Origin of the sequence: Domibacillus tundrae (assembly GCF_000970675.1) — a bacterium.
GTDB classification, from domain to species: domain Bacteria; phylum Bacillota; class Bacilli; order Bacillales; family Domibacillaceae; genus Domibacillus; species Domibacillus tundrae.
Genome location: NZ_LAJA01000001.1, coordinates 624,030 through 635,732, shown reverse-complemented (window position 1 = coordinate 635,732; position 11,703 = coordinate 624,030). Strand labels below are relative to the sequence as shown.

Here is an 11,703-nt window from a genome sequence, read left to right as displayed (position 1 = left end):
TAATACCCTCTATCGTAATCACTTTTCAACTTACAACAAATTTATCTATATCGCCGGTTATACTTTGACCGTAAAAAGGTTCTAACGTCACTTACTGCTTACGATTGAAACCTTGCAATCGTAAGCATAAATCATTTTTTATCGAATCGTTTATATTAACAGGAGTCTCTTTCTGAGTGAGACCTGATTCACTTATGTTATCTCTCATATCGTTAAAGTAATTTAAGATTATGTATCCTGAGGTTAAAGTTATGACTTTCCACTAACGAGGAATATGCTAAAGGCTGTTTAACATATTTTATAGCGTTCAGTAGGCTGATCTTACATTTTCTACACAACTTTTAACCTTGTTGTTTCGAAGCGTTTAACATTATACTTGGGATGAAACTGACTTACTTCTCAGATTTGTTCTTAATTGAATAACAAGCTATAAGTTTTCATTTCAATTATTTTCGAAAAAACTTAAAAGGTGTGACCCACCATGTATACTTAACTAATGATTATGCACTCTCTATAATTCTAATGACTATATAATATTTGCATATTAATTAGTTAAGTATACTGGCTCAGTCGCACCTTTTAGATTTCATCTTTTTATAATCCTAATAGTTAATGAAGTTTGCTTTAAATCAAGATTTAATTGTACTGTACATGTGAATACCTTCTGGTTTGTAACAGTTAACTCAATGCAACACACGTCAATTTCTAAACTAAGAATAGATTTTTCAAATGCTTCATTGAGGCATATTTATTGCTTCACGTTCAAGTACACGACTTTCAGCAAAAGGGTTAAAATCATCCTCCTCTATTCTTTCATCTGCTTCAGGTTCGTTAGTCGCATTTAGATCGTCAACAAATCCAATAGTTGCTTCATATGTTGCAGCAGAGAGAACACGTCTTACTTCTATCTCTTTTTTCAGTACCCCCCTTCCAATGAATTCATCATACGGCTTCGCTCTATATGTGTTGGCATATATTTTTTTGCTCGTATAATCTCTTAGATTGGGTACAAAAGGCATATGGGAGTTATATATCATATTATATTGTTCAAGCGCTTTTAATTTACCGCTAATTATATCGATCTTCATTCCAGTGTTCGATGGCATCTCTTCCAGAGGACAGTCCCAAGAACCTTTTCCAAATAGATAACCCTTGTATAAGAGAATACAGTATAAGTAAAATGCCTCAACTCCCAAGTCTTCTCTGGTCATGCAATAAACAAATACTTTCACATCAACTTTCGTTGTATTACCAATATCGTCTAAAGTTCCGAACGTTTCATACTCATTTCCGTCTGTAAGTTTCATCACTCTATTATCCAATAATTTTACTGGATAATTAATTTTCCTGTTACGTACTTTTTGTAATTCGATTGGCAATATTTCTTTAATTTCCGAATAATAATTAAAATTTAGTATCATATCATCCTTATTGAAATAGTAGGAAATAGGATAGTCAGTTACCTTTTTAATATAGCCAGCTTGCTCTAAAACACCATTTTTCTTAGTGATATATGTTATGCCTTTTTTTCCTTTACTAGTAGGTGAAACTGTCAAAAGTTTTTTTAACTCAGCTTCAGTAAATTGTATTTCACCATATCCATTACCTTCTCTTCCAAATAAAGCGTAATTGTATAAATAGTACGTTAAGAAGACATATCCGAATGCAAAAGCAATATGCTTACTACTTCGCCCTTCTTCCCAAACATCAATTGCATTTTTCAAATCTGTAAAGATCTCATTAGGCATGAAAACATGCCTCTCTTCTTTCCCTCTAGAACCTCCGACAAATAAAAAAATATTGTATTCTTCTTCGCTGTAATAAATCATTTGAAAATTTCTCCTTTAATATATAAAGATTAAAAAGGTGGTCACTACCCCAATTGAGGTACGACCACCTAAGACTTACTTAAATTTCGTTACTTGTTATTCTTATAGGACCAATTTTGAATTGATTCTGCCAAGATTCTAAAACTTCAACTACCTCACCAGTATCTAAGTCGTACTTTTCCCGCCGCCGATCAATAACTACCTTATAACACGCTTTATTTGTTGATTTTATTTCACTTCCTTCTGATTGCAAGATCAACGAGTAACCGTTTCCAACTTCTTGAATCTTACCAGTATCCATTTTTATTTTTGTGGTCTTGATAGGTATATCCTGTTCTATTAGTTTTTGGTTCATTTCTTTTTTACTTTCAAACTCGATAAAATCATAAACTTCTTGGTTTTTAATGATTATTACCTTGTTTGGGACAGATGCTGCCTTTAGTGTATTGTTTCTTTTAGACAGCATTTGAATATTTGAGAGTGTATAACCTTTTGAATCATCAATACGATCAATGGTAGGACGAGCTGCCCTGGTTCTTGATTCTTCATAGATTTTATTTTGATTTTTCCACTCTCCCCAAAATGTAGGTAAAGTTTCTATAATATCTTTTGTAAATACAAACGGGGAATCATAAGCAGATTTTATCCCCTTCTTTCCATATATACCTATTTTATATTTGCAGGATTCTATTCGACTCTTCGCAGAAACGTACAAAGTCTTTGCAGCATCCACTTCTTCTTTCTTAATAATGTTTAACTTAAGCAGTTTTTTAATTTCTCTTTCTACTCCAAGCTTTTTGTTAAACTGTACTTTATCAGAATGACATTCTTTACAGCTGTACCCCCCATGGAAGTTATGCTCGTCTTTTAATTTATTGCACTTCTTACAAGTCTTCTGCATTTTTATACCTCTTTCGTTTTTATATTTATTTTGATTTATTTACAATTAGAGATTTTAAGAGAGAATCGCTATTTTCTTTCAATAGGAGAAGGAGTAATGTTGTGTTTCTTTAACAGTTCGGTCATATCGTAGATTAACCCTTTAGACGCCTTTGATCTTGGCTTTCCCCATGTAGTTAATAGTTCTAGTAAAAGAGTTACTGCTTGAATGTGACCTTGTTCTCCTGTTTTGAATATATAATTAATCGTTTTTAAAGCTTCATCATAAGGTAAACTGTTCATGTACTCATCTAACTCATTATCCGAATCAAAATCCAAGAGTTCTCCTGTTTCTAACAATAAAACCTCTTTTTCTCTTTGTTGTTCTAGAAACCAAATTTCACCTTGGTAGGGGTAACGTTTTTGCTTATTTAACTCTCCATCTACAACTTCTTCCACGATTACTTTATTTTCTTCATTAAGCTTTCTCAAATAAGCAATTTCCACATCAATCAATTCCACCCTATTCAATTTCTTCGAGAAAAAAGCCTCTGGTAAACCAAACATTTGAGAAAGTCTTTTCTTCCATTTATCAGCTATTGGGGTTTTTTCATTTATCCAACCAGATACTGTTTGCTTACTACACCCTAGTTCTTCAGCTATCTCTTTAGCTTGCTTGTCAAACACTCTTGCAATAGATTCTAATCCAATCATAGTTCATCCTCCTTTTTTTGTACTTGTCCAATAATTATTTTATATACTTATATTATATCGTACTGGTACAACAATCAAGCATAATTTACATATCATTGTATATAACATGATCAAAATAGCGTTATTTAAATAAAAAAAGTACCTTGCCTGTTTCACAAGATACCTTTCTCCCTTACAGAATAACGATCGAATTATTTTTTACTATCACTATGCTCAGTGTATACTTGCGTCTTCCTAATTTATAACAACTTCGAGATGAAGGTGTGTTACGAAGATTTTGTCTATCCCGTAATCTTATTTTGGTGTTAACTCCCCCCCATTTTATTGAGCGGTAGAGTGAAACAAAACAATTTACCTTTATACAGGTGCCAATTAAATTTTATTAGAGACTAACAGTTCTCTATTATTTTTTACGAAATACTACTGATTCGTTATTAATGTCTACTTGTGCTGTCTCCCAGTTATAACCTATCCAAGAGCTACATTGCCGTGACTGCTCTGTTTTAGAATTCGCCCACCACTGTACTCTTTTCCTTGCTGTAGGAGGCAAGCTTGTTTGAATAATGTGCTCAATATCCTTGAAGGATAACTTGACAGCAGCGGTACTATTTCTATCTTGCTGCTGAAGGTACTGGCTGAGTGGATAATACTTTGATATGCGACTCATTATTTGCTCCCCCTTTGATCTTGTAGTTGATCTCTTCTGGCTAATACTTGTTGGAGCAGCTCTCTGGTCTCCTCCTCAGAAAACTCATGAACATATATCCAGCCTCTTACATCAACCTTGTAGTTGTTCGTAAACAATTGAATGTCTCTACCCCATACATAGGCAACAGAGCTTCCTTCTCGCATTTCTCTCACAATAACCTTGCCTTTGTATTTGAAATTGGTTTTGTCTGGCTTGATGGTGTATCTAGTCATGCCATACTGAGCATCTTCAAAAATAGAAACTTTCTGTTCAAATGATAAGTTCACAATATTTCTCCTTCCTGGTTATTTATGTATTTGATCGTAGCACATTATAAAAAAGCCGACTAGTAAGCGGTAGAATGTGATTGTGTATTGTGACTATAGGTGAATATAATGCTAACAAGCACACAAAAAAGAGGAATCTTATTGAAAGATTCCTCCTTTTCTCCACAGATTACCGTGGTCACCTGCTTACTTTTGAATTTACTTACCTATTAGTTAGAGCAATTTTCTTACACTCTTTATCGGTTATCTGCTTCTTTATAGGTATAAGGCACAAGTTACAAGTTATCGGCAGTTTCCTATACTCATTTATATTTCAATGTATTTAAAATTCAATACATCTGATGCGTTGACAGCATTACGTATCACAGCTTAATCTGATCTTTTAATAATAGCTGCAATCTTTTTCGATCTATCAACTTAACTCCCGCTTTACTTGCGAGTGAAATTGCTTGGCTTGTAAAATAAGAAGTAGTAATTACACAAGCTTCATCGCAATCATAGTATGGCTTCCCTGCGTAAACTTCCTGTACTGCTTTATTACCTACCCTGTTTGTTTGATTATATCTTTTGGCTTGTATGGCAATTTTTCGATTGTCACGAAAAAGAATTAAATCTACGCCTTGATCTCCAGAGGCAGGTGTAATTGTGACTCTATATCCTCTTTTTTCAAAAAATCTTTTTAAAAAGCGTTCAAAATCAATTCCACTCATTTGATCGATTTGATTTAATGAAATCGACTCTTTTACGCTATGAGGTTTTTGTGTAGCCTGAACATTTTTTCTGTCCAATATCATTTGATTTAAAGCAATTTTAATATGTTTTATTTCAACCTTAAGACCTGCCTCTTGCTCTTGAATGTCTCTTAGAACCCTTTTCACTTCTGATTCACGTACATCATTAAGGCTAACGCTTTCTCCTTTAAAATAGATTAAAGAATCAAGATACTGTTTAAGGGGCTTAGATTTCTTTAACAGATCAATTTTATTTCTATACTCTTTTTGTTTTACATAAAGCACTTCTATACAAAATACCACTAATATAATAATGCCAGCTAAAATAGCAGATAAGATCATTTTTTCTTCATTCATCGTATTAAGTCCTCGCAGCCTATACTTTTTTATATTACGATTAATTTTATTTGATGATGCTCACAGAGAATCTGTGCTATTTGCAAATCCAAAGTCCAATTCAAGTGTTCTAAAAAGCGGACTTCCAAAAATATTAATAGTAGCCAGACCTACATGATTGCTTGTCTTTTCTTTTGGCTCAACCGCATATGAATCATCTATGTGAGACTGAACCCACTCAGCTGCTTCTTCGGGTTTTGCCGTATTGTATGGAAGCTTCGCAAGCGGAACAAAAATACTATTTGCTACTTGAGTAACTAACTTCTCTGCACCCTCTTGGTCAGGATGGGCAAAGTAATAACTTCCGTCTACGTTAGACTCCACGAGTACCACTTTTTCAGTTTTTCTTTCATAGTAAATATCAACTTGAACCTGTACATTCTCATATGTATTCTTCACTGTATAAATATCACAAGTTTCACCTGTAAAAATAGGTGACGCTGTATAATCATTCTCTACAAAAAAGTCCACTAGCATTGTAGGATCGAGCTGCGGGTCATTTGTATCAGTTTTTTGTTCATTAGCTTGATTCTCTTCTTCACTTTCTAAACTTAGTGCTTGTTTAGTAGCAATTTCGCTGCTCACGTTCTGTTTATTAGTTGCGTCAAACCCTATGTATAAAGCTGCGAGGACGACTATGGGTAAAATAAAAAAATGCAATTTCATGATTACCCTCCTTTTTACCCATTTTACCATATAAAGTATTAACTGTATTTAATTATAATTTTAACCATAGCAACCAATTAAAAAGGCTCCTTTATATAAAGGAATCTCAAATAATTTATTTCTCTTCTTTAACACTAATATATCTGCCATTTCACTGCGTTCAGGTAAAACTTTACCTATAGTTGAATTTAATCAAAAAAGCAGCATAAAGCTGCTCTATTATTCGGTAACATCGATATATGCTGCCAGTTTAACGATCTTTCCGCTCTCATTTCCAAAGGTATGAACGATGCGATACGTTCCTGTTGTAACAGGCAGATCCAATGTCGAGAAATGTGCATACTCTGTTACTGTTTTATTTGCCTCAAGGCTATTAATAATTGCAGGAGGGGCGATTTCTGGATCTTGGTCAAGTGTAACCCAATCAGTTGCTACTTTCTTTTGAATTGTAAATACGGGAGCGTAGTTGTACGATACATCGCTCTTATTCTCGATAGTTAGTTTGACATCTTTAATCTCGCTAAGTTTATATGTTTTCTTTTCTGCGTTCATAAATACGCCATCCTGCTCTGATGTAAGAAGTTCCTCATCGTCTGCCAAAATCTTCTTCACCTCATTTGCAACAATGTTATTTGCTTTAGGAGTTAAATGAATGCCAACACTACTGTCAATATATCCGCTCTTCATAAGTGTGTCGTCAGTTGCGCCGCCAGCCTCGTAAGATATAATGTCGTAAACATCTACAACTGGAACGAACTGTTCTTTGGCAACTTGACGGATGATATCGTTGTAACTGTTAATCCACGCACGTAAGCCGCCTTTGTCTTTGTAATAAGGTGCGACATTGTTAAGCTCAGACTTATAATATGTTTCTTCGATGATTGGTGGATTTGTCAGCAATACCACTGTAGTATCTCTTGCTCTAAGAGCTGAAACCCATTTTGTAAGATACTTTTTAAAGTCCTCTTTGCTCACCTGTGGTTCACCTTTGTAGATGAGAGCATCGTTGATTCCAAACAAGATTGTCACATAACTCGGCTTAAGATTAAGTACCTTTTCTTGAAAGAGTGGATCGCTGTCTCTTGTGCTATATCCGCTATTCCCTGCGTTATATTCTTCTAATCCCTCGCCATAAACAGCCGCCACTTGATCTGTCCATCGTTTACTAACGTACTCTGGATACTCTGTTTCAAAGTATGAGCTAGATGTATTGCTGTCTCCAAAAGCAACAAATCCAGATCTTTTCTCATTCTTTAATGACTGCTGGAAATCATAGATTCTTTTAATTAGTAAAGCCATTTGACCTCTTGTTAAAGATTCATCCGTTCCAAATTTACCATTGTTGAGACCTGCTATGATGCCAGAATTAAACAATGTTCCAACAGCCTCAATATAACGAGGCGAGACGTCAGTGAATGTTGTTGACTCATTTACATAGAAATCGTCCTTAAAAGCTCTGTAAAGCATGATAGCCGCTTCGCCTCGTGTAATATTGTCTCCAGCTCCAAAGCTCGTAGCTGTTTTACCATTTACGATCCCTTTTGCTTTAAGTGCCGATACGATGCCAGATGCACGAAATGGAAGATCTCTGAAGGTAGATTTTGGAGCATTAGCTGTGTCAACCGCTAGATAATTCCCAAGTATTACAGCGAAATCAACACGTTTAATTGAATCGTTTACTCCGAATGCTTCATCGTATCCTCTAGCAATTCCGTTTCTAACTAGAAACTCTACAGCTTCTCCCAGCTTTGTTCCAGCCTTTACATCAGTGAATAGATTGGTGCTTGTCTCTAGTGGAGGGTTTGTTGTATTTGCTAATGATGGTGATATTGTTGAAGAAAATATCGTTCCTGCAACTAATGTAGTGGCTAAAACTTTTAACGGCTTTTTCATGGTTGTTTTCTCCTCTTATGTAAATTAATGAATTATCTTCATCATTATATCAAAAAAATAACAAGTAAATTTACCCTTTTAGAAAACCTCTTAAAAAACTGGATAGCGACACCATGCAATTGATAAAAATAAAAAGAGACGTCTTATTAAGACATCTCTTTCTCAGCAGATTACCGTGGTCACACCCTGCAATATTTTTTTGTTTTTTACTCTCTAACCATGACCTGTTATCCACCTTCTCAAGATATAAGTCACGGTTCATCACTTTGCACCGCCATTTCCCCATACATCTTCCTCGGCTTGCTAAGCGAGAGTGCCTACTTACTATTTTTCACAAATATCTCCGCAAGTTATCTGCTACCTCGTCCATATCCAGATATAGGTATTTCGTTGTCACTGCAATATCCGAATGCCCGAGCGCTTTGGAAATTACGGCTACACTCGCCCCTTTATCCAATAAATTCTTCGCAAATCCTCTGCGTAAAGCATGCGGATTGATATTTTTTAAACCATACATCTTGCTGTATTTGTTCAATCTTTTTTGAACGTTGTTGTGCGTTGGTGAATTAGATATGACATCTCCGTACTTTGTAATAAACAGCAATTGATTGTTTTTGCGATATGCTTTGCGGACAATTGCATTTTGGTCAATTAGCACCGCTAAGAGATTTCCTAATAAATCATCGAATGGAAGTTTCAAACTCTGATGATTTTTCATAATGCTTCCATCAAGCACCAATACATTTTCATTCAAATTGATATGCCGCTCTTCCAACTGTGAGAGAGTATTGATTCGAACCCCTGTCTTATACATCAGGAGAGCTGCCACAGCGTCTCTTAGCTCAATAAAGTTACTTAGGTCTAGAACAGATAGCAAGACGCTTATTTCGGCGTCTGTAGCTCCTTCCTTCACCTTCTGATCTACTTTTATATTCACAGTCCGCCAAAACTTTGTTTCAATCCATCCGTTATCCAAACATCTTGAAAGAAAAGCCTTGAAGCATTTTAGCCTTGTAAGTTTTGTCTGGTTGCTGACTTTCATGCTGTCCAGCCATTCATACACAGTCTCGACTGTAATATCCGCTATATATTTTGTCTCAGTAATTGATTGAAAATGTTCTACGTGCAGAATATAGTCACTTATGGTTCGGCTTCTATTCCCGCTGACCTTCATTTGGCTCGAAATCGTTGCAAGAGCGTCTTTAATCGATTTGGAGCCTTGTTGTACCTTCTGCTGCTTTGAATCGATTCCAAGACCCCTCTGCGGCTCCTCGTCAAACAATTTACGAACATCCACCTTTACGTCAAAGATTCCTTTCTTCTTTGTCATAACAAAAAAACACCTCCACTGTTAGTGAAGCCAAAAACGATCAAATATCATCGGTGACCGAATGACTGACCGTTTCACTTCAAACAATGAAAGTGTACGTTTAGAAAAAAGACAATCCGCACCATAACGTGACAGATTGCCTTTTTGATTTCTTATGTATGATGTCCCAGGAGGGATTCGAACCCCCGACCGACGCCTTAGAAGGGCGTTGCTCTATCCAGCTGAGCTACTGAGACTTGCTTTAAAGACAATATTTATAATAGCAATCGTTGGATACGATGTCAACATGAATTTTAAATTATGGCTGGAATTATTTTTATGTCTGAGTAAATCCTTCTATGTCTGAGTAAAAAAACGCCCTGCACACCGGCAGGACGTTCCAGCCGCCTGACCAATCAGCGGTTGAATGTACAGCTTAACGCTTCTACTTCATGATGCCTCTCATCAAAAAAGCGGACAGCAATTTTAGATTTTTTCACATCCACAATAGCGTACGTTTTTTCGCGGCGTCCGCGCGGCAAAGAGATGCTGCCCGGATTTAAATACAAAACGCCATCGGCCATTTCGGCACCGGCCGTGTGCGAGTGACCGAAGAAAACAAAGTCAGCACCTGTTTCTTTCGCTTTCATCGCTAAATTGGTTAACGTCATTTTAATGTTGTATCGGTGACCGTGTGTAACGAATACACGGCAGTCCTCCACACTTTCTAACACGTCATTGGGGAACTGGTCTTCTGAATCACAGTTGCCGCGGACAACGGTATAGCCATCAACTGCTGGGTCCTCAGCCGTCATTTCAGAATCCCCGCAATGAATCATTGCATCCACTTTGTCTTTGTAGCGGCGCTTCAAGTCAGTTAAAATACTGTCCCATCCGTGGTTGTCGCTTACGATTAACATTTTCACCTTTATTCACCTGCCAGTTCGGGCAGTACTGCCCGTAATGTGTTTAATGCATGCGCGCGGTGGCTGATTATGTTTTTTTCTTCCGGATCGATTTGGGCCAGCGTAACCTCATATCCGTCCGGAATAAATAAAGGGTCATAGCCAAAGCCATTTTTGCCTTGTTCTTCAAAAGCGATCGACCCTTCACAAAATCCTTCCGCGAATATAGGCTTTCGTCCGTCTGGAAACGCCACAGCCAGCACACACGCAAACCGGGCACTGCGGCTGCCACTGGGTACATTTTTCATTTCATCCAACACTTTTTCATTGTTAGCCCGGTCATTTTTCTCTATTCCCGCATAACGCGCGGAATACACTCCTGGGCGGCCATTAAGCGCATCAATGACGATTCCGGAATCGTCAGCAATCGCCGGCCGGCCTGTTAACCGGGCAGCGGATTCTGCTTTTAAGAGTGCGTTTTCTGCGAACGTTTCACCTGTCTCCTCCACGTCCGGCAGCTCTGGATAATCGAGCAGTGTTTTCACTGTAATGCCAAGAGGTTCAAACATGCGAACGAACTCTTTCGCTTTTCCCACATTTTGAGTGGCAACAATGAGTTCATTCATTCGCTGATTTCCTTTCATGAATCAAATCCGCCGCAACACCGAGTACATCCGCCTGAATATCAAACAGCATTTTCATGCCGCCCTGTGCTGCTTCAAGCAGCTGTTGAAGCTCATTCATGGAAAACGTTGCTTCTTCCCCGGTTCCCTGCACTTCAACAAATTGACCATCGCCGGTCATGACAACATTCATATCCACTTCCGCACTGCTGTCTTCTTCATAGTTTAAGTCTACCACGACGCCGTGCTCTTTGACGATTCCGACACTGGTCGCCGCAAGAAAATCGGTAACCGGGTACAGCGGAAAATCTTTTTCAATCGCCAAATCATGCAAGGCGAGCGTCATCGCCACAAATGCGCCGGTAATCGCCGCTGTGCGCGTTCCGCCATCCGCTTGAATAACATCGCAGTCAATCCAGATCGTCCGTTCTCCGATCACATCCAGATCCACAACTGCACGCAGCGCCCGGCCAATAAGCCGCTGGATTTCCATCGTCCGTCCCGTTACTTTCCCTTTTGTTGATTCCCGCATGTTACGCTGGCCAGTCGCACGCGGGATCATCGCGTACTCTGCTGTCACCCAGCCTTTTCCGCTTCCCCTCATAAACGGCGGAACACGATCTTCAATGCTCGCCGTGCAAATCACTTTTGTGTTTCCAATTGAAATGAGTACAGATCCTTCCGGGTGTGTTAAAAAGCTTGTTTCAATTCCAACTGGGCGAAGTTCTTTTTCTGTCCGTCCGTCTATGCGCATATTGATTCCCTCCGTTTTTTCCTGCTTCC

Annotated in this window: 12 protein-coding genes and 1 tRNA gene; all 13 read right to left on the bottom strand. The window is 37.8% G+C overall.

Annotated features, from left to right (window positions below; genetic code table 11):
* Positions 1-734 precede the first annotated feature (734 nt).
* Entirely contained in the window at positions 735-1,829 is a 1,095-nt protein-coding gene (locus VQ00_RS03240; RefSeq protein ID WP_046178629.1) for a hypothetical protein, read from the bottom strand.
* 79 nt (positions 1,830-1,908) lie between these two features.
* Positions 1,909-2,730 carry a hypothetical protein gene (locus tag VQ00_RS03235; protein WP_046178628.1) on the bottom strand — a complete coding sequence of 274 codons (822 nt, stop codon included), beginning with the start codon at positions 2,728-2,730 and terminating at the stop codon, positions 1,909-1,911.
* Positions 2,731-2,798: 68 nt separating this feature from the next.
* The gene (locus VQ00_RS03230; protein ID WP_046178627.1) at positions 2,799-3,422 is read right to left on the bottom strand and encodes a helix-turn-helix domain-containing protein; all 624 of its coding nucleotides are present in this window, start codon (positions 3,420-3,422) and stop codon (positions 2,799-2,801) included.
* A 403-nt stretch (positions 3,423-3,825) separates the two neighbouring features.
* Complete coding sequence (locus VQ00_RS03225) at positions 3,826-4,089, bottom strand: DUF7662 domain-containing protein (RefSeq protein WP_052728303.1); 264 nt, start codon at positions 4,087-4,089, stop codon at positions 3,826-3,828.
* On the bottom strand, positions 4,089-4,397 hold the full coding sequence (locus VQ00_RS03220) for a hypothetical protein (RefSeq protein WP_046178626.1): 309 nt from the start codon (positions 4,395-4,397) through the stop codon (positions 4,089-4,091). Before VQ00_RS03220 ends, VQ00_RS03225 begins: the two co-directional genes overlap by 1 nt.
* A 362-nt stretch (positions 4,398-4,759) precedes the next feature.
* Positions 4,760-5,485: a restriction endonuclease gene (locus VQ00_RS18950; protein WP_216595821.1), complete on the bottom strand. Its 726-nt coding sequence runs from the start codon at positions 5,483-5,485 to the stop codon at positions 4,760-4,762.
* A 60-nt stretch (positions 5,486-5,545) separates the two neighbouring features.
* Positions 5,546-6,190 (bottom strand): hypothetical protein, encoded by a 645-nt coding sequence (locus VQ00_RS03210; RefSeq protein WP_046178625.1) that lies wholly within the window; start codon positions 6,188-6,190, stop codon positions 5,546-5,548.
* A gap of 219 nt (positions 6,191-6,409) precedes the next feature.
* A complete protein-coding gene (locus tag VQ00_RS17615) occupies positions 6,410-8,083 on the bottom strand; it encodes an S-layer homology domain-containing protein (protein ID WP_052728301.1) in 1,674 nt (557 codons plus the stop codon).
* Between the two features lie 331 nt (positions 8,084-8,414).
* Positions 8,415-9,413 carry a tyrosine-type recombinase/integrase gene (locus VQ00_RS03200; RefSeq protein WP_046178624.1) on the bottom strand — a complete coding sequence of 333 codons (999 nt, stop codon included), beginning with the start codon at positions 9,411-9,413 and terminating at the stop codon, positions 8,415-8,417.
* A 162-nt stretch (positions 9,414-9,575) separates the two neighbouring features.
* A tRNA-Arg gene (locus VQ00_RS03195) sits at positions 9,576-9,649 on the bottom strand.
* Between the two features lie 159 nt (positions 9,650-9,808).
* Positions 9,809-10,318 (bottom strand): metallophosphoesterase, encoded by a 510-nt coding sequence (locus VQ00_RS03190; protein WP_046178623.1) that lies wholly within the window; start codon positions 10,316-10,318, stop codon positions 9,809-9,811.
* A gap of 2 nt (positions 10,319-10,320) precedes the next feature.
* Positions 10,321-10,923: an XTP/dITP diphosphatase gene (locus VQ00_RS03185; protein WP_046178937.1), complete on the bottom strand. Its 603-nt coding sequence runs from the start codon at positions 10,921-10,923 to the stop codon at positions 10,321-10,323.
* Positions 10,916-11,674 carry a ribonuclease PH gene (gene rph / locus VQ00_RS03180; protein WP_046178622.1) on the bottom strand — a complete coding sequence of 253 codons (759 nt, stop codon included), beginning with the start codon at positions 11,672-11,674 and terminating at the stop codon, positions 10,916-10,918. Before rph ends, VQ00_RS03185 begins: the two co-directional genes overlap by 8 nt.
* Positions 11,675-11,703 lie beyond the last annotated feature (29 nt).